This is a genomic window from Nostoc sp. CALU 1950, assembly GCF_051172895.1.
Taxonomy (GTDB): domain Bacteria; phylum Cyanobacteriota; class Cyanobacteriia; order Cyanobacteriales; family Nostocaceae; genus Nostoc; species Nostoc edaphicum_A.
In genome coordinates this window covers 40,796-60,385 of record NZ_JBDNJQ010000003.1, presented here as the reverse complement: position 1 = coordinate 60,385, position 19,590 = coordinate 40,796, and the positions used below count along the sequence as shown (strand labels likewise).

General features: G+C 39.7%; 15 protein-coding genes. 9 read left to right on the top strand and 6 right to left on the bottom strand.

From position 1 onward, the window contains the following. Positions 1-12: 12 nt before the first annotated feature. The 5 genes from ABF638_RS01575 to ABF638_RS01555 all read left to right on the top strand — a co-directional run bounded on the left by ABF638_RS01575 (position 13) and on the right by ABF638_RS01555 (position 8,149). Entirely contained in the window at positions 13-1,800 is a 1,788-nt protein-coding gene (locus ABF638_RS01575) for a type IV secretory system conjugative DNA transfer family protein (RefSeq protein WP_435019654.1), read from the top strand. Between the two features lie 108 nt (positions 1,801-1,908). Continuing rightward, entirely contained in the window at positions 1,909-2,412 is a 504-nt protein-coding gene (locus tag ABF638_RS01570) for a relaxase/mobilization nuclease domain-containing protein (protein WP_435019652.1), read from the top strand. A 28-nt stretch (positions 2,413-2,440) separates the two neighbouring features. Further along, positions 2,441-6,016, top strand: coding sequence for a DUF3854 domain-containing protein (locus ABF638_RS01565; RefSeq protein ID WP_435019650.1), 3,576 nt, complete (start codon positions 2,441-2,443; stop codon positions 6,014-6,016). Positions 6,017-6,028: 12 nt separating this feature from the next. Then, the gene (locus ABF638_RS01560) at positions 6,029-6,871 is read left to right on the top strand and encodes a hypothetical protein (RefSeq protein WP_435019648.1); all 843 of its coding nucleotides are present in this window, start codon (positions 6,029-6,031) and stop codon (positions 6,869-6,871) included. A gap of 615 nt (positions 6,872-7,486) precedes the next feature. Next, the gene (locus ABF638_RS01555) at positions 7,487-8,149 is read left to right on the top strand and encodes a response regulator (protein WP_163935816.1); all 663 of its coding nucleotides are present in this window, start codon (positions 7,487-7,489) and stop codon (positions 8,147-8,149) included. A gap of 1 nt (position 8,150) precedes the next feature. On the opposite strand, the gene ABF638_RS01550 is transcribed toward ABF638_RS01555, so the two are convergent. The 5 genes from ABF638_RS01550 to mobV form a co-directional block, all read right to left on the bottom strand. Continuing rightward, positions 8,151-8,762: a DUF6753 family protein gene (locus ABF638_RS01550; protein WP_435019646.1), complete on the bottom strand. Its 612-nt coding sequence runs from the start codon at positions 8,760-8,762 to the stop codon at positions 8,151-8,153. After that, complete coding sequence (locus ABF638_RS01545; RefSeq protein ID WP_435019644.1) at positions 8,692-9,441, bottom strand: hypothetical protein; 750 nt, start codon at positions 9,439-9,441, stop codon at positions 8,692-8,694. The genes ABF638_RS01550 and ABF638_RS01545 overlap by 71 nt, the downstream gene beginning before the upstream one ends. Before the next feature lie 10 nt (positions 9,442-9,451). Further along, complete coding sequence (locus ABF638_RS01540) at positions 9,452-10,306, bottom strand: hypothetical protein (RefSeq protein ID WP_435019642.1); 855 nt, start codon at positions 10,304-10,306, stop codon at positions 9,452-9,454. Between the two features lie 133 nt (positions 10,307-10,439). Beyond that, complete coding sequence (locus ABF638_RS01535; protein WP_435019640.1) at positions 10,440-11,264, bottom strand: hypothetical protein; 825 nt, start codon at positions 11,262-11,264, stop codon at positions 10,440-10,442. 237 nt (positions 11,265-11,501) lie between these two features. Beyond that, on the bottom strand, positions 11,502-13,304 hold the full coding sequence (gene mobV / locus ABF638_RS01530) for a MobV family relaxase (RefSeq protein WP_435019638.1): 1,803 nt from the start codon (positions 13,302-13,304) through the stop codon (positions 11,502-11,504). Between the two features lie 517 nt (positions 13,305-13,821). Between mobV and ABF638_RS01525 the strand changes: the two genes are divergently transcribed. From ABF638_RS01525 to ABF638_RS01510, 4 genes are all read left to right on the top strand, one after another. Continuing rightward, positions 13,822-14,268, top strand: a complete 447-nt coding sequence (locus ABF638_RS01525; RefSeq protein ID WP_190937259.1) for a hypothetical protein — start codon at positions 13,822-13,824, stop codon at positions 14,266-14,268. A gap of 16 nt (positions 14,269-14,284) precedes the next feature. Next, the gene (locus ABF638_RS01520) at positions 14,285-15,505 is read left to right on the top strand and encodes a ParM/StbA family protein (protein ID WP_163935835.1); all 1,221 of its coding nucleotides are present in this window, start codon (positions 14,285-14,287) and stop codon (positions 15,503-15,505) included. Positions 15,506-16,236: 731 nt separating this feature from the next. Further along, positions 16,237-18,318: an ATP-binding cassette domain-containing protein gene (locus ABF638_RS01515; protein ID WP_435019635.1), complete on the top strand. Its 2,082-nt coding sequence runs from the start codon at positions 16,237-16,239 to the stop codon at positions 18,316-18,318. A 315-nt stretch (positions 18,319-18,633) separates the two neighbouring features. Beyond that, the gene (locus ABF638_RS01510; RefSeq protein ID WP_193948292.1) at positions 18,634-18,999 is read left to right on the top strand and encodes a hypothetical protein; all 366 of its coding nucleotides are present in this window, start codon (positions 18,634-18,636) and stop codon (positions 18,997-18,999) included. 80 nt (positions 19,000-19,079) lie between these two features. Here ABF638_RS01510 and ABF638_RS01505 read toward each other — a convergent pair whose 3' ends face one another. Next, positions 19,080-19,583 carry a hypothetical protein gene (locus ABF638_RS01505; RefSeq protein ID WP_435019633.1) on the bottom strand — a complete coding sequence of 168 codons (504 nt, stop codon included), beginning with the start codon at positions 19,581-19,583 and terminating at the stop codon, positions 19,080-19,082. Between the last annotated feature and the right edge of the window lie 7 nt (positions 19,584-19,590).

Genomic DNA, 19,590 nt, shown 5'->3' with positions numbered 1-19,590 from the left:
AATTTTTGCGTGATGAGCAATAATTTGACTACTTCTACAAACAACCAACCATTTCATTTTGAACAGTTACAAAATCCACATAGTGACATTGGTAAGTACACTCATCATTTATTTAAACCAAGTGGATTAGCAATTATAAGTATGTTAGCTGCTTACATTTTAATGAGAGTATTTTTTGGCGATGGCAGTAATAAAAAGAAGATTGCTACTAGTTACTGGGGAGGTACTAAAGAAACTGCTGCTGCCAAGAAAAAGGCACTACAACAAATAAATTCACCCAAATGTGATAGTGCTGCACTTTACATAGGTAAGCATAAATGCAAGGGTGCTAAACAAGAAAGTGGCGCTGGCACTACTTTTTATATTCCTGATGTTCAACGAGGAACGGCGGCAATTGGCGCTCCCGGTAGTGGTAAAACTTTCAGTGCTATTAACCCCGCAATTTACTCTGCCATTGACCAAGGATTTCCGATAATTGCTTATGATTTTAAGTATCCCTCTCAAGCCAAAATAGCTGCTTACGCTAAGGGTAAGGGCTATGATGTTCACATTTTCGCCCCAGGATTTCCAGAATCGGAAGTTTGTAATCCATTGGACTTTTTACGAGACAGTAGTGATGCTGAAACAGCTAGGCAAATCGCTACTGTAATTAATAAAAACTTCCGCATTCTTAGTAATAGTAATGAAGATGGTTTCTTTGCTCCAGCAGGGGATCAGTTGACACAAGCTATCTTGATGCTGACTAAAGAGTTTGGCGAATGCGCTGATGTTATGACTAGTGCCGCCATCCTTTCTTCTGAACTTATGGTGCAAAGATTGATGGCAGCTAATCTCAATCCTTGGATTAAAATTGCCTTTGGTCAGTTGTTCAGTTCCGCCGCAAGTGAAAAAACTGTTGCTGGCATTGTATCTACCGCTAGCATCATGTTCACTCGCTTCATGGCCAAAAATACTATTGGTTGTTTCATTGGTAAGACTACTCTTCCCTTATCAATCAAGGGTAAACAGATGATTATCTTCGGGCTAGACAGAGAACGTCGGGACGCAGTTAGCCCTTTGCTCACCAGCATTTTACACATGACAATTGCTCGGAACATTGCTAAAAAGCGTCTTGATCCTCTTATAGTTGCACTCGATGAACTGCCTTCTCTGTACTTACCAGACTTATTCAAATGGCTGAACGAATCACGCTCTGAGGGGTTCTGCGGTATCCTGGGCTGGCAGAATATGGGGCAGCTTGAGAAAAATTATGGAAAGGAAGTTGCTAAGACTATTCTTGGGGCTTGCGGGACTAAGTTTGTTTTCAATCCTGGTGAAAATGAGTCTGCACAATTATTCTCCAGTTTCTTGGGCGACGAGGAAATCAAGTACAAGCATAAAAGCCGTTCTACAGGCGGGGGAAAAGCAAACACTACTACTAGTGAGCAGGAAAAAACTAAAAAACTCTTTGAGTCAGCCCAGTTTTTGAAGTTGCCTCCAGGTAAATGTGTCTTCATTAATCCTGCTTATTCTAATAAAAATGAGGGGTCGGTTCCTTTGCTAAAATCTCTCAAAATACCTCAAGCTATTCGAGATATTGAAGAATATAACCAGCAGCGATGGGCTAACGTTGTCAGTCTTTTAGCTCGAAAAAGTACTCAAAAATTTCCAACTCAGCAAGACTTAGATATCCGAATTGCTAATATTAACAATCGGTTCCCTTTATCTCAAAATACTCCAGAAGTTTCTAATAACTCTTTGCCTTTGGATATGTCTGAGGTTAGTTCATTGATAGATGTTGAATTAAATGTTTTTATTTAAAAGAGCCAGTAGTGAATTGTAGATGGGTATAAATCCTCGTTTCCATTATCCCTGTTAAAAGTTCCTTATTCCCTATTTCCCTTTCATTGAGAACTTTTCCTTATGCGAATGATTATTGAAGAATCTGCTATTGAGAGTTTTAGTATCCTTGAAGAAATAGCATGGAATCGAAAGACTTGCTCAGTCAGCTTTTTAGATATTCATGCTGAGACTTCCGAAATCATTGCCAGTTTTCAAGCTCTCTCTTATCGAAGGCCAAAACTTAAAAAAGTTGGCATTTATACCATAATTACTTTAAAAAATCTTCATCAGCCTCTGACAGAAGAATCTTGCCAACAAATTTTAAATCAATATGTTCATGGTATTGGTTGGAATGATTTACAGTTTATTAGCTTTTTGGAAATTACACCTGATTGTCTTCATTTACATATTATCTTTAATCGCGTTACTCCGTCAGGTAAACTTATTGATTTAGCCTGCGTGGGAGCTGATTGGAAACAATATGAAATCCTCCAAAGATCCTGTTCTCAGGCTGTGCAAAAATCTTTATCTCAATGGTATCAAGAAAAACTGAACTCATCGCCAATAGGTGGCATTAAAATATCGGTATAAAGATTAAAAATTATCAACTAATAGTCTTATGTTTGATGAACGACATTTACAATTGAGTTCTGCTTATGCCAAAAGCAGTGAATACTTTGCCAGAGCAGTGATAGCTCCTTATCTAAAATTTGTATTGGACTCGATAGGGTTAGCAATTGATGATGAAATAAATAAGAGATTAAAATTGTCAATTGGTCAAGAAGCTTATGTGATGACTCCTGATGAGAATGGTGGTTGGAAATGGCAGAAAATTGACCCGCAAACTGAGGAATTTAATCAAGCAGAGTTTGAAGAATTTGAGGAATTATTAACAGAACTATTAACTCCGCTTTTACCATCTTCTGGTGAAATTCCACTTTTACCACCAGAGAATACAGATCCGCTTTTACCTGGCTCTAGCACACCTCCTAAATTATCTCCGAGTGATTCACCTCCGCTTTTGCCACCCTCTGATAGACCTCCATTTTTGCCCAATTCTGCTACACCTGTTGAATTGGTGGCTATACCACTGGCTCAAGAGGCTGACTCAATAATTTGGCAGGAGGCAGAGAGCAGAGGGGCACAGAAGCAGAGGAGTAGAGAAGAGGAGGAGCAAACAAGTGAAGAAGAAATTTGTATAAGTTTTTTCCCTCCTGCCCAAAAGCCGCCTTCTCCCGTGCCCCTGCCTCTTCTGACATCACGCATAGATATAGATCCAAATCACTGGCAAGAATTAGTCGAGGGGAGTGGGATCGCTCCAGAAATTGTCGAGCTTAATTTTAAGAGTTTACATTTAGACCCAATAGAATTTGAGCATGAAGCATGGGAATATCTCATGTACAGCCCAGAACTAAAACGTATTAATACTGGACGACTATCTACTGGAATACTCAACCAATATTCTCACCTTGAGGATGGCGGCTGGTGGTGTAATGCTGGTGTAGATCCTCGCTCATTTGCTTCACTCCAACCATCACAAAAGCCAACCCAGAAACTTTGGGGATGCTACAAACCTAATAACAAGAGAGAAAAGCTCGATAATCCAGGTAAGTTTATCAAATATGAGCATCCACCAAAGACTGGCTTGAGCATCTTCTTACTGGATGTGCCGATAAATATCGCTCGACAAATTTATGAATCGGCTGGAGTTGAGCCAAGCATTAGCGATCGCACCAGTGGGTTTTGGTACTGTGTGTGGAAGCACAATGTTCCAGTCACACTCACTGAAGGAGCTAAGAAGGCCGCTAGCTTATTGAGCCAGGGTGAAGCAGCAATCGGATTACCAGGGATTTATGCTGGCTATCGTAGTAAAGATGGGCTGGGAAATCAAATTGTGCCTGTATTACATGATGAATTGGCAGTTTTTGCTACCTCAAACAGGGACATCAAAATTTGCTTTGACTATGAAACTCGGTATAAAACTAAGCGCAACATTGATATCGCTACATCCCGGACTGGTCAACTTTTATCTGATGCTGGCGCTCAGGTCAGTGTCGTTGAGTTACCAGGGCCAGAAAAAGGTGTAGATGATTTGATTGTTGTACAAGGGGTAGAAGCCTGTAAGCAAGTACTTATGGCATCTGTCCCGTTGGATGATTGGATTAAGAAAAATAAGCCACCCGATTTACGCTTGACAGTCTTTCTGAAAAATGGTGAACAGATCCATCTTTATGAACAACTTGGTGATGGCACTGTTAATCTAAGTCCGTCAAGAGAAAGTGTGGAAGAAGAACAGACAATTGCTCTTTTTGGAAAAACTCGTTCCAAGTTGTCAATCATACAACCAACAGACCTAATTACAACCCCAGAAAGTTCATCCCAAAATGTAGGAGGGCAAGTAATAGATGCTGAAGTACTTGCCGATGAAAGTAAAGAAGAAGTTGCTCCTGCTCAAAACGCTTCTCTACCTTTAAAGGAGGTATCGGTTCACTCCTTTGATTCTTGGGCAAGAAGAGAACAGGTTAAACAATACCAGCAGAATTTTTTCAGAAAGCGTTTAGAAGCTAGAGAAAATAAGGAAATTGCTTCTGTAGCTTATGCCCTTGTGAAGAATTATGGTGTTGAAAAAGATGGTAATTTAGTTTATCAGGCTGATGCTTTTACTATCATAAAATCCGGCAATAATTACAGTATTCATCGCCGCGCTGACGAAACCTTGGCACTAATGCAATTTTATGCCGATAAATGGGGAGCTATCACTCTGTCTGAGCAACCTAAAGATATGTTTCCAATCGAAAGGCAGGAGTTTTTGTTAGTTGCTGATTATCTCAAAAGAGGCAAACAACTACCTTCAGTCGATGAAGACCCCAGGAAGATTGCTAATACCCTTGGTTCACTCTCCCTTAATGGTACGCACACAATTTTAGAGAGCTTTAAAACTTCTGAAATCTTGCAAATCCTCACTCAAACTCTAAAAAGGACTGGTTGTGATGATTTGGAGTTGGGCAATTACCGTATTCTCTACCAGAAAAGTCAACTTGATACTACATCTACTCTGCAACTTCTGAAAACTGAACATACGGGTGCTACAAGAGTTGCTGCCAGCTTTGAATTCAGCAGAACAGATTCAGGTATGACACATCAACTTAAGACTCTTGCTATTACTGAACAAGACTTAGCTAAACTCAGATTACTTGCTCAAAAGTTGGATATTCAACAACCTGCCAAGGAAGCAACTGCCAATCCTCATGCTACCCGTAATATGGAAGTGCCTATTCACCCGAAAATTGCTAAACTTTGGCAAGACTTAGAAAATAGGCAACAAAAAAGTAATTCTGTTCCTTACACAGCAGCACAGGTTGAACAAAATTTTCTTTCCCCGTACTCTACGTTTGACCTAGCTAGCAACTCTCAAGATATCAATTTGCAGCCAGCCAATACAGTAGTAGCTAAACCAATCAAAAAAACATCTACTTCTCAACATCAATTAAGCAAATCTGACATCGAGAGCATTCCTCTACCCCTTCATCCTCTGCTTGGTCAATACTGGCAAGAGCTAGAAGATAATCATCGATGGGCTGATATCGCAAAACAGGAAAATGCCGAATTTCGTTTAAAGATTCAATCCAATGGCAAACTCTCCATTGGCGAACAACGCGAACTTTATCATAAAATTCAGGTTCAAGCTCAGACTGAAATTCGCCAACAACAAAGAACCAATCTCGTACTTCCACCTTTAAGCGAAATTACTCATGATTTGCGACAACAAATAAATCAACAACCTGATTCACAACATCTTACTGATTCTTCTAACTCTATTCGTAATACTCTCTTGCCCGTTCACCCGTTAATTGCTAAACCTTGGCAAGATTTAGAAACTACTGGCTTATGGGCGGGAGTCGCAGCGCAAGGTAATTATCCATTACAAGAGAAACTTAAACATACTGGCAAACTTACCCTTGGTGAGCAACGTGAACTTTACCATAAACTTTTAATTCATAGTGTTGTTGAGCAATGCCGCAAAGGATTAACTGATATTTCCCTTCCCCCACTAAATGAAATTATCCAAGATTTGATATCTGCCCGTAGTGAAGTCATTCATAACACCTACACCCCAAAAGTTGAAGTACATTCCCAAAAACCTCAACAACCACATCATAAGGCTCAATCTAATTCTGCTGAAAATGAACTGTAAACTACATTAGCCATGTATTCTAACCAATCATCTAATTCACTTCAAGAAACAGTCAGCAATATCAATCGTGACAGTGGCATTTCTAACAACATGATGGCTTACAGACTAGCACTCTTTCTGGAGAAACATCCACCGTCATTACAATCAACCACCACATTGGATGCATCTGAGCGAGAAAATCTCCAGTCAGAACTGAGAACAACCTTATCTCAAAATCTTCAAAATATTGAAAACTACAGACAAAATCTCAAACAGAAATATTACACAGAGTATTTAGAGAAATTTGCTGTAACCCAACAGTCATCTGTTATATCTCAACCAGATAACTCAGCAAGAGTTGAAAACTTAATTGCCCAGAAGAAGAATACATTCCTCCAACAGATATTTGAATCGGGAGTGCAAAAACTACCTTTAGGTCAAAGGGTCAGCAAAGAGGAAAAGGAGCAGCGAACAGGGAGTCAGACACAAAACAATATAAATAAATTTAGAGAAAACAATGTCTCACCAGCTATTGATATTGCTGAAAAATCTCTTATTAAAGCAGTTATGAGAACTGTCATGACAATGGGCAAGGATACTGAACAAGGACGCATTTATGAAGGCATAGCCTACAGATTGCAACTGTTTATTAAAGAAGGAATGCAACTTCTCAGTGTTCACAGAAAAACTGGCAATCCCGAAACAGCTTTTACAGCCTATAAAGATGACTCTAATGAGTTTCAAATTACACAAAATAACCTTTCATACTCAGAGACTAATCGACTCATTGCCTTTGATAAACAGCAAACAAGACAACAGGTTACATCTCAGCCTAATCATATTGATAAAGATAATAGCACTGAGCTTGGTGACTAAGCCCCTTTGGGGACTGTGGGAGGTGTCGGGAGTTAGTCGAGTAACCAATCATCTAGATGGATGGGTAATCATTTTGATTAATTCACTAAGAGCTTGATTATAACGAGCGCAGAGTTCTCTTGCTTGTTTAGATGTAAGGTACTGTCATTTCACCACAAACTTTAACCAAACTTCACCCCCCCACCCATTTTTGACTAGCTAAAATAACCAGCCAATCTACTCAAGAAAAAACCACCAATCAATAAATAACGTTTTGTCCGCCTCTCTATTCTTGAGAATGGGGCAATTATTGTTCCCAACATTATGTAAAAGCTTGCCTCCATTAAATTGCTACTAAATCTGAACGTTGCCGCAATCATCAAACCTATAAATATCAGCCATTCCACCATCAATTCAATTTGATCCCAGAGTTTTGGGTCGTATAAATAGCGCATCTGATAATTCTCTAGTTTTATAGAATCTGCTTAATCTAATTTCATCATCTCCAAAAGCTTTCTAGCTTTTACTTTAATTTTACCTAAATTCTAAATTTTTTTTAATATTGCAACGACGGAAACATTTACTTAACTAAATATGTTATAAATGTTTTATGTTCCTGTAATCGAAGTAATCAAGATGATTCGATTAGTAATTATTGAAAATGAAGCTCTGAGTCGGCTCGGAATCAAATCAGTTATTAATCAAGAGCAAGACTTTGAAATGTGTGGGGAAGCTGATAACGGAACTGAAGGGATGAGGCTTGTTGAAGAACTTAAGCCTGATATTGTTTTGCTCGATATTGCTTTGCCAGATATTAGTGGTTTGGATCTCATCTATAACATTAAGACGAGAACGGATAGTAAAGTCATTGTTCTCACTTATCACTCTAGTCAAGATGTAGTAAATTCTGCCTTCCAAAATGGCGCTGATTCATACATTCTTAAGAAGATGGATCTGCAATTAATTAAACACGCTATCAATACTACTCATCAAAATAGTTCTTTCATTGACCCAGAGATTGCTAAAAGATTTTTTAGAAACTTCGCTTCTGGCAACACAAAAATTAAGGGTAAAAGATACAGAGAAACCCTTACTGCTACAGAAGCCCAAATTCTCAACTTAATTGCCCGTGGTTTTTCTAATAAAGAGATCGCCGAAAAACTTTTTATTACAGTCAGTACAGTTAAGGGGCACACCAGCCATCTTTTTTCCAAGTTAGGAGTTAGGGGTCGTGTTAACGCGATCATTATGGCTAGAGAACTTGGCTATTTAGAAACAGAAACCTCTAGAGTTAGTTAAGCTACTTTTTGGGTTTGGTTTTCTTAAGCTGAATCAAGCAATATCCTTGTAATCGGTTTTCTTGTTGACAGGCTGCTACGGCTGATTGGTTGGACAACAATAACTGGTACATTTGTTTTCCTTCGCTTGATTTTGCCCACTGCAAAATCTTCATCTCATTGGCTGACACTACAACTGACTGAGTTCCACCCAAATTTGAGACAACATTCCAAGTTGTCAGCGAACCTAAAAGCGCTCCTACCGCCATTACTCCTGTGCATATCCCTGATATAGACCAAAGTTTCCACCAACCCCAACCTTTGAATGAGCTATTTAAGGTTGATGGTGTTACATTTTTCATTTCATCACGCACAGCTTTCGATACTACTGTATAGTGCATCGACTGAGCGACTTTGCTAGTCGATTCTAATTTCTGGTCAATCATTACTGCCCAAGCTTCTACCATTGCCTCCATTCGTGCTTGCAGGTCAATCATTGTTTCTTCGTTTCTGCCTAATGTTGCCATCAACTTAAACATCGGGTCATCTTCAGCTATTCCTAATTCATGGGATATTTGAGCTATGCGTTGTTGTTCTGCTTCCGAATATCCTTGTAAAATTTGTTCTGTTCTCATTTTTTACCCCTAAATATTCAATTGCTTTATCATTATTTAAAATCGAATCGTAAAAGTTTTTAATCCAGTGGTAAATGTAAGTCCGGTAAACCACATAAATTGACTTATCTCTACAAGCTAGTGAGTAAGGTTTTCCCGTTCTCTCCAATGTTTCGTAATGGTCACGATGTAACGCTGGCAAGAATATCTCAGTCCCACCCATTCTTTGTAACTTATCCTGCATTGATTGCTGATACTCTCCAAATCTCGTATCAAAATGCTGATTTTTTACTACTACATAGTTAGCATTATCAGTAGCAAACTCTCCCAAAGTTTTCAGGTAAGCTACACAATCTCTTCTGTGCGAAATTGGTTGCAAAAAAGTTAGTTTCCATTGATATGTAATTAAGAGATCGAACAGATCCGAACCCACAATATACTGACAGAGCTTATCTACATATTGCCCTGGCATATCAACAATAATTATATCTAATTCATTTTTGATAAAATTATCTAAAATTTTATCCGTACCTCCATTAAAAAAGTCTAAGCTTTCAATTGCCACTAAATTTTCATAAGCTTTTAATCTCTCACGATTGTCATGGTCGTAGACCTGAATTTTTCTTCCTTGAACTTGAAACCAATCAATTAATAGTTTCGTAACTGTAGACTTCCCTACACGAGAGTCACCTACAGTCATAATCATTCGCTTAGGAGAGTTCAACATTATTTAAACCTAACGACTCTTTTACTGCTTCAATCTCTTCTTTGAAAGTTCTTAACCAACTTGTGACTCTACCTTTAACCGAAGGTAAATCTGTTTGCTCCATCCCTTGCCTAAAAGTCATGCTATTTTCATCCAGATAATCATAACTGCGTTCTATTAGTTCTGGCATTTTAATGTCAGAAAATGGGCTTTTTTGCGACTTTAGTTGTTGCTTAATTTTTTCAACTTCGGGAGAGTTTTTGTATCTCGTAAATTCATCAGGCTCCCCAAAAAATAAGTTCTTTACTACTATGTAATCTACTTGATTCCCACAAAAGCTATGCAAATCTATTAGTTGATTTATAGAATCGATAACGCGGCTAATAACTACTACCATAGTCACGCGGATATTGTAATGTTTTTCGGCTGTTTCCAGGAAAGTCATTTCTTCTACAAATTTCCGCAATATTCTTCTGGACTGTGGTGGTAATTCTAGTAAAAATAAAGATTCTGGCTGGATTATTTCACCATCTCCTCCTGGCTTGGGATTTGCTTTTGTTTTCATTTCATCAAAGAACTGATCTATATTGCCTGTTTTAAAAATATCAAGTGGTTCTATATGGCAATGCTGACCATAAAATCTTAATAATTGAGAATTGGAGCTATCAGCATCAAAGCCGATAAATCTTTGTCCTTTATCCAAATATGTTTGCACTAGTCCCCTTGCAAAAGTAGACTTACCTACACCACCCTTATCTCCAGTTACTATCACTAATCTCTTTTTGGTTATTTGCTCAATTGATTCTTCATTCGCCTTGTCTTCTGAACCATTATTCATAAGTTCGATACTATCTGTCACTTTCTTTCTCCTCATAATTATTAGTGGTCAAAAACTATAGGTTTAGGGGGTAGATAAATGGCACGCTTGATAACATGAAACCTTGCCGTTAGAAGGCGTGGGAGGAAAATAATTTATATTTTCCATACTCCCCTTAGTCCCCTGAGAAACATTCCAGTATTTGAAAGTAAAATATTTCTAAATATCTTTGTTTGCTAAAATCTGCTAAATTATCCGTAATTGGCTTGAAGGTTTGAAGAATTAAACCCTGCTCTATAATCTTCATCAAATCATAATTACTATTTAACTTTAAAAATTTATATATAGAGAAATCTAATTCTTGAGCTATTAATAAATTTGGAGCTAATGCTACTAATCTAGTATACAGTTCTTCGTAATTTGTAACTTCCGATAAGACTAGTTTTACCAATTCTAAATACTGCTGCCTGAAGGATAATTCTTGATAGTTACTAGTTCTTGGACAATTAGCAGCTAGGGGAACTTTCTTATAAATCAATTTTAAATATAATTCAATAATTTCTATTTCTACTTCCCATATCTTCTGCCCCTTTGAATACAGGTAGTTTATTAAAGAATCTCTCTTTGGAAAAATAATTCCTGAAGTTATATGCTTAATGTTAGTTTCTATATCCAAATTTGTCTGTTTTCTAAAAATTGGTACTATTTGGCTCCTTACCCATTGCATAAATTGCCTGACCACATCAGCTTTTACTATACCTGTCAATGAATGAATCCCCAAGGCATTCAAAGTATTAACGACGACTATTTTTTGATTAATCATCACTTGTCGCTGATTTGTCTTCGCATCTATTAATATTACCTTTCCATCGTTCAGGGCTGGAGCAATTATTTGGAATACATCAACCGCAAACAACTCTAATCCGCTTGGAGCATCTATCACTCGTACTATATTGTTCGAGAAATGCTCAAATTCCCAAAACTGCCAAACTTCTACCATCGTTTTCTGGCTCAGAACGATATCACTATCCCATATCTGCCAATCACAAAGGAATCGATAAAGGTACGGAAATAATCAGTACTTTCGTATCTTGATTTTTTACTTCTCTTTGTTATATATTTCCAGGTTTACTTTTTTTAATTTAAAGGGTAGGGTGAATGGCACTGCGCTATCACTACCGCAACGCTTATGCTGACACTTTACAATCACAAAATATAATTACGAATTACGAATTATTTAAAGCTCCATTTCATGATTTTGATGCCGTTGTTGTGAATTATGTTGTTGTAATTTCTGCGAGAGATTGACCAGTTCTTGGTTCCAATCTCTCGCAAAACATTTATTTTTTTTAGCCTGTGGCAGCAATTGTTTAATAGCCCGTGCATCTGCATTTCCAAGTTCGGAAGAGTCAAATGCTACCTGTACATTAAAAATATGCTGCAATTGCTCAACAGGCAAAGTATTAGGGCGATCTATTGCCAGGAAGAGCGTTCTTTTGAGCGGTACGTCGCCCTTGGCTTGATATTCCAGCATGGCAAAAGAGATGGTATCAATGGGGGATTTACACAGCACTAACCTTTCTGCTGGATCTGTTGGCTGTCCGCCTAAGTGAAAGTGAAACCAGCCCTCACGCCGCTTAGTCCCAAACTCGTAGCCCTTAAACGTGTTGTTTTCTCCCCGTGTCCCCCGCAGGAACGCACCTTGAGCCTGGGGGAGATCGCCAAGATTCCGCATGACGAACACAGCGTTTTGCTGATCATCAGCGTAAACTAACCCCCGCTTATGCAGAACTTCCACAAAGTTTTCAGGTATCCCCCGTTTCTGGGTCAGGTAGTTGGAGACTCCCTGCCACTTGCTTTTATCCTCAACTGGTAGCGTGAATTTGTCGCGTGGTTCTAACTGTATAATCTCAGCAGCCACTTGATAACTAAATGCTATCGCTGCTCCAATAGCCCCTGCTTCACCAAATCGCTCATGCAACCAGACGACCGCCTGCCGTAGATTGCAATTGTTAACGTGTATCACCAAGTCAATCGCCCCACAGCCGCCTTTCTGCTGTTCGGGTTCAAAGTCGTAGAATTTGGGCCCATCTATATTAATGATGTGTCCGTGACCCTTCCATTTTCCTTGGCTATTGTGTAGCCCCAACTCCCAAGCCACATCTTCCAAGGGCAAGTCGCGCAGTTGTTGAGTCTGAGCCTCTAACGATCGCACCCGTTTTTCTAATTGCTGTCGCTCCCTCTCGCTATCCCTGGCTCGTTGCTCTGCCCGTTCTAATCGTTCTATCAGGAACTTTCGGTCAGCGAGTTGGTGGTTAATCGCTTGGAACTGTTCATCAGACTGAATCCTGTCTACATAACTCCTAGCTGATTCAAACGGTGTTGGCGCTAATTGGTTATTTGTAATGACTGCGGTGAGTGGTTCACTGTTAACGGCTTGGTAATATTCTTTGACTTTGGTGTGGGTTGCCTTACTGCCCTTGACCCCGCGTTCAATGCCCAAAGGAGCAAGTGCAGCAGCATAACTATCTTGGAGTTTGGATAACTTAATTCTTCCCTGTCCACCTCTGCCGCCAAACATCGCGTCATGACTGACTCTCCCGGTTTTATCGTTCAATGGCACGATGTAGGCGTGAATGTGTGGGGTACTTTCATCTAGGTGAAGCTCTGCCCTGACGCATTTTGATCCATAGTTTTGATCTATCCAGTCACGAGATGCGATCGCCCATTGCTGCATTAGTGAATCAGACCACTGCCCAGAAAGAGATGGATCTTTTGGGCGGAAATATTCAGGTGATGCCGAGAGAAACATCTCCGTGCATAACACCGCATCATGCCGAGGGCGATGCTTGAGCGTAGAGATTTTTTCTTTAACTATCTCCTCTAATGCGCGATCGTCTTCTCCCCCAATCAACCGGACATTCTCTTTGGTTGGATCTGCGTTGGGTGTTTCTCTGTTTCTGGTAACATGGTCATCACTTCCGGCAACGTTGCCGAATGTTTTTAGTTTTTCAATTCTGAGAATTGTTAGTGGCGACATAAAAGATTTATGCTACAAATGTACTGTGAGTGTAGTACTCAAAAACCTTCCAAGCGAACGGCGGTTTCATGTCATGAGCGCAGCGAAAGATGGTGCAGCCAGCCGCAGGGCATGAAACCATAGTGAGTATGGTTATGTTATTCTCTAAGCGAAGAATTGTTGAGGGCAAAAAATAGCAATTAAGAGCGCTAAGTTTTGGCATAGTCTAGGGATAGTCCAGGCATAGTCTAAGGAACTTACTTTCTTGAAAAAACTGATTAAGATTGCTTAGTCTAGGCATAGTCTAGGGATAGTTCAAACTTAGTCTAGGCATAGTCTGGAGAAAATGTAGTTTGGTATACAATTTTGTCATTTAAAACCCACTAATTGCATAGATTTAGGGGAGATTGTAACTCAGTTTTTAAAACAGAAAAAATCGATTAGACTTTAATAAGTGATTCTGCATTTTGATTTTCTGCAAGTAAAAAACCGAAGCAACGCGGCTGTAAATGTACAGAAACTTTTGCATGAAAAAAAAATGGAACAGAACCAACAAGTCTTTTTTTCAATTAGGCGAAGGTTAGGCACTATTGATGGACAGATAATTAATTATCTCCACTCTAGACCCTTCGATTTAGGGAACCTACCTGAAATAGTAATGTTGACCCTGCTTGAATATTGGTCGCCTTTTGCCATATCTGCTGATGGAGTGGATGGTGAAGAACTCAGGCAGAGGGCAATTTGGTCAATTAAAAAATTAGAAGCACAAGCGGCTTTGATTCGTGAAATTTTTTTGTCATCTCATGTCCAAACTGCTGTGACTGCGAACAACGCTGAAGTTGGCGACAGTGCCTCGGATCAAAGGCTGGTGTCCACCATTAATGATGAGGATGACCAAACCTTGGATGAGGACGCTGATGATTTGGCAGAACTAGTTCTGCCAGAAGAAATAAAGCAGATTAACAGCTTGTTTAATGTCGAGTAATAGTTGAGAAAAATTCATGAATACGTCGAAAAGAGAGATTGCACCCGTTTACACAAGGGTAGCTGTGTCCATTGATTTAGGTGGGAGTCAGAGCAAGGTAATTGTTCAGATATATCCTTCGGGTGTGCCGATAGTAATAGCAATGGAGCCAGAAATTGCAGATGTGGGAAAAAACTCAATTACTCAGTTGTCAGGAGACTGTACTTGGGTAGGAATAGATGATGAGTATTATGTCTTGGGCGCTCTAGCTAAAAATACTTTTGCTGGCACACCAGCGCTCAGGGATCTGAAATATCACTATGCTTTACCAAAAATAGCGGGATTATTATGGAAAATTTGTCTTCAATTGGGCTTGAGTAATGGTGTTGATGCTTCCGTGCAATTATTGCTACCACCAGGAGAAATGTCGGACGGCAAGGATTTGGGCAAGAAGCTGTCGGCAGCGCTAAGAAAAGGAATTGCCACACCTACAGGCAAGTTAAAACTTAAGCTACATAATTTTTACGTGGCTCCAGAGGGGAGTGGGATTATGGCTTACCGTAGTCGGGCTTTGGGGGCATTATTTGGGCAAAAAAGTATTGGTTTGTTGATGTTGGGCTACCGGAATGCTAGTTTTTTTGTTTCGGCTAAAGGTAATCAAGCAAAAGCTGAATCTACAGAGTTGGGGATGAATTGGTTAGTGCAGCAATTTGTGGAGCGTACTGCTGTTGGGCTAGCAAAAGATGATTTACGTATACCAAAAGCTTTAGTGTCAGCAAGCTTGGGCAACGTGAATGCATTACATTCGTTATCACGCAAAGCCACATCTGCTGGAGTTGAATCTGATTTAAAGTTGTTTAACTCAGTTTTACTAGATGTCCGTGGTGATTACTGTCGAGCTTTAATTCGCTGGATTAGAAATATTGCCGTATTGGATGAAGTTATCATTTGCGGCGGGACTGCTGAGTTTGTGCATAAGGAATTAACTCAACATTTTGAAAAAGAGGGCATACCTATTGTTTGGAATGGCAACGTCGAGATGCCTAAGTATCTCGATACCCTCTCTCTAGGTAGCCGAGTTACTGATGTCTGGACTGCACACATTACCTATATCAAGATGTTAGACTACAATTTTGGCTACCAACGTAAAACTGATTTGGTTCCAGACTATCATCAATCCCCAACTGTAAAAAATTCCACCCCACCTAAAGAAGTTTGGGAGAAAAACGGGTTTTTGACCATGCACCCTGGTGTTTAAAGCCCTAATTTGAAAGTGATTGCCTATACGTAGATTCTTTGCGGCTTGCTCCCAGGCGATCGCTTTCAAATTTGCACACTATACAAATGCTGGTGCGCGGTTATTAGCTATATTGTTATACATTCTAGTAAGTTCCTGTAGACGCTCAACTTGATATGATTCAAGTGAGTAAAAAGAAGCTGATTTGATTATTTGTTTGAGTTCTTCTGCCCACTGGCTATAAGTTGAAGTACCAATAGTCCCTTCAGACGACTGAATATAATGGCTCTCCTAGACTGGGTTTGATAAATTAATACTAAAAAAGAGTTCAAACATTTGATGTAACTAGGTTTTGCTAAGATAGAATGAAAGATTTAATAACAACATACTTTCTGATTCTTGAATCCCTTACTATATAAGGACTTAACCTGATATCAAGTATTAATTTTCTATAACTAGTCTAGGAGAGCCAATATAATTAACTAAAACTTGAGGATTGACTTTAAATGTACTAATTACATATTTTTTAGCACATTGGAGTAATAATTCATAGTCAGCAAATATTTGGTGGCAAGGATTCCATTTTAAAGCATGATTACGGTAATGAATGAATCCATTGCTATCAAAAATTTCTTGTTGACTTTAAAAAAAACTTTTGTATTTTTAGCCAGTTGCTTTTATCTTCTTGCTAACTGTTGTATTATCTGCTGGAGTGCGACAAAAATAGAAACTATTTTCTTGACAATGCACAAATGCAGACTCTACATCTGACTATTCACACGATTCCGATTCAGCAATGCACTGTTGAAAAAACTCCTTTCAGTATTGGTAGCGATAAATACAATGACTTGGTAATTCCTGATAAGAGCGTAGATAAAGGACACGCTAAGATTGCGTTTAAAGAAGGTCAGTATTATTTGCTAGATGAAGGTAGTACCAATGGCACACGGGTGGCAGGGATTCGGCTAGAAGCATATCGATTCCGAGCTTTAACAGACGGGAATCTTATAGAGCTTGGTTCGGTGATCGTAGAAATCAAAATTAGCTCCCCTGCACCAGCCAAAATTCCAATATTTCAGGCAAGGCAACGTCAAACTCTCTCAATTGAACGCATGAGATTAGATGCAATCAATTTAAAAAAATCTAGCAGCCCAATATTAGGTACAACTCTGCTCAACGATATTTCTGTATCTTTCTTTCCGCAAGAGTTTGTCGTTATTGCTGGGGTTAGTGGTGGCGGGAAGTCAACTCTCATGGACGCACTCAACGGACAACGCCGCGCTAGAGGTAAAGTATTTGTTAACGGCTGCGACCTCTACAAGAATTTCAACGCTTTCAAAAATAAAATTGGCTATGTGCCGCAGGACGATATCGTTCATTCAGAACTGACTGTGGGGGAAGCACTTAACTATGCTGCTCATCTCCGTCTGCCTTCAGCATCGCCATCAAAAAGGCAGCAACGCATACAAGAAGTACTTGAACAACTGCAACTTACTGGGCGCAAGAATGTCTCAATTGGGCGACTTAGTGGTGGGCAGCGCAAACGTGTAAGTATTGGGGTAGAACTAATCAGCAATCCCAGCATATTTTTTCTGGATGAGGCAACTTCAGGACTTGACCCTGGCACAGAATTACAAATCATGCACCTTCTGCGGAGTTTAGCAGATGCTGGAAGTCTAGTAATATTGATTACTCATGCTACCAAAAATGTGGCGATCGCTGACATGGTAGTTTTCCTAGCTAAGGGGGGCAGACTTGCTTATGTTGGCCCTCCGAAGTTAGCCTTTAGCTATTTCAAAGTCAAAGATTTTGATTCAATTTATGCCAGAGTTGAACACCAGTTGTCACCATCAGAATGGGAGCAGGGATTTAAGTCTTACGCTTTCTACAAAAAGTTTGTCGGTGAACGCCAAAAGACCATTCCCCAAAACTCAATTAAGCCCGTACTAGTTAAGCCGGATTTTCTCCAACAATGGGGGGTGCTATGCCGCCGTAACTTGGCTATTCTGCTCAAGAACAAAATCAGTTTAGCGTTAATGCTTCTAGGAGCGCCGATTTTAGGTTCATTGAATTTTGCACTGTGGAAGCCTGACTTATTTAACACTAAGATTGGCAATGCAGGACAGGCAATTACAATGCTGTTTGTCACAGTCATCATGGCTGTAATGTCTGGAGCGCTAGCTACGATGTCGGAGATTGCTAAGGAAACTGCCATTTATCGCCGTGAGCGCAGTGCCGGACTAGGGATAGTTCCTTATGTAGCATCCAAGTTTCAATTAGCATTCTTGCTAGCACTTTATCAATCAGCAATACTTTTTGTTTGCATGACCACGGCGGTGAAATTAAATGTTGATAACAGTACTTTGACTCTCATGTACCTCAGCCTCTTCCTCGCTTCTTTTGGGAGTATGATTTTGGGACTGTTAGTTTCTGCAATTGCACCAAGTCAAAGTGTTGCACCTCTGCTAACAATTCTTGTGCTGGTTCCTCAAGTCGTCTTTGGAGGTGGCATTCTCCCAGCGAACGAATTCAACTCTGTGGGCAAAACATTTAACCAGATGATGTTGACTAAATATCCCTTTGAATCTCTAGTATCCCTGAGTGGACTTGGCGCAGATGTGGCCAAAGACTCGTGCTGGCAGAAAACTGAGCAGCAACGGAAAGCGTTATCAGAAAAACAATCCCTCGGCTGTAGATGTTATGGGGCAAGTGTGTTTAACAAGTGCAAATTTCCAGGGATTGGTAAAGTAAAAAAGTCATCGTTTTTAAATGCTGATTTATTAAAGGTACGTTTGCTGATTCAGGGGATTTTCGATAGCTATGGAAAAAAGTAAAAATACTTGTAGCTGAAAGTTCGCTGACTCCAAGTAGGCTGTGCGCCATCTCTAACACCCAGAAGAAAGTATTTGATTAATTCTCAAAGTAAAAGACTGAATTAGAGCTTTAGCATAAATAGACTTATTTTTCTACAGACAAGAGTACGGTTTTTTTCCGTACTCTTGTCGATTGATTTTTTGAGGGCAGAAAATATAAACTCTGCGGTGGGAGTAATTATAATTTCCATTTTTACTTGCAGAATCTGGTGTGGAGGAATATTCTTCTGCACCTTTCCCTACTTACTTTCATCTCAAATATCTCTTAAAGAAATCATGCAACAACTAAAATTACCAAGCCACAACAACGGTACATACCCTCAAAAGTCAACAGACTCATTCACTATCCCTCAACAGAAAGAGCGACTAGAAAATCTGTTGTATCAGAAAGTTCAACAAGGGGAAGACATATCCCCTTGTATTGAAGCTCTCTATTATTTAGCTTCAAAGCAGACAACGGAAGACCAACTGCAAGTAATGTGGGCTGAAGTAGTCAGAGAACGCTCGGCATTCAATTCACTGCAAAGAGTAATCATTACAGCCTTCGCCATCTTAGGAATGATTGCCTTTCTCAATGGGGCATTTCGCTCTGTTAAACCATCTGCGGCTGTTGTCAACCCACCTGCTGTTCAACCTCATTAAAAGGATTTTACCAAAAAGCTGAGAGCTTTGTTTGATAATGCTTTCAGCTTATATTATCACTCACTGTGTATCGCTCCCGCCTAATATGCTGTGTCCTTGTCGAAAGGCAAACTGTCTTCCGGCTCAAAGTTACGCAGGTCTTGCTCCATCTGCTGCCGACGTTGGACGTATGTTCTGCTGTCTTCAATCCTCCCTCTCATCTGCCATGCGCCGAAGTTGATTCCCTGTTCTGCATGTTTAGCAGAAACTCTATTGTAGTTATCGACTTCAAATTTTTTGCGTTGCTCCATCTCTTCAAGCCAGCCCTCGCTGATGCCCTTGTCTAGAGCTTCTTGAACGTACTTAGGGTTAAGAGAACCGTCTGGGTTAAACTGCCGCTTTTCTTCTGCTGTAAAGAAATCGTAGGCAGTGTAAACAGGCCACGGCTCTGGGTCGGTTTCATCTAAATGCTTCCACTCATCATATTTGATTTTTAACCTACGGGCATAGTCATCAATGGCTTCTGGAATCATTCCACTAGACAACATTTCAATTCTTGCCTCATTTTTTAAAGTCCCATCTGGGTTGAACTCCTTCTTATGCATATTTATC